The organism is Geobacillus sp. LYN3 (assembly GCF_003064505.1).
GTDB classification, from domain to species: domain Bacteria; phylum Bacillota; class Bacilli; order Bacillales; family Anoxybacillaceae; genus Parageobacillus_B; species Parageobacillus_B toebii.
On the sequence record NZ_QCWL01000088.1, the window covers coordinates 684 to 936 of the forward strand.

Below are 253 nucleotides of genomic sequence, written 5' to 3' on the forward strand. Positions count from 1 at the left end.
CCTTCCATCTCTCCTGTCTCTGTTAAGGAAACACGCGAGGAAAGACCGAAGGAAAGGAGAGGAAACGGTATCGGATCTTTTAAAGAAATTGGGGATATGGTAGTGTGGGTTATGGATATAAATGCCAAATAACCCTCTTCTTGAGGGTTATTTGGCATGCCCAGCATTTGGTTTTCTCTTCATCCTTTGATTGATTTTTCGAACATGCGTATCATCCTAAAAAATTTTATACCGCTAACTTGACGGGTATGGG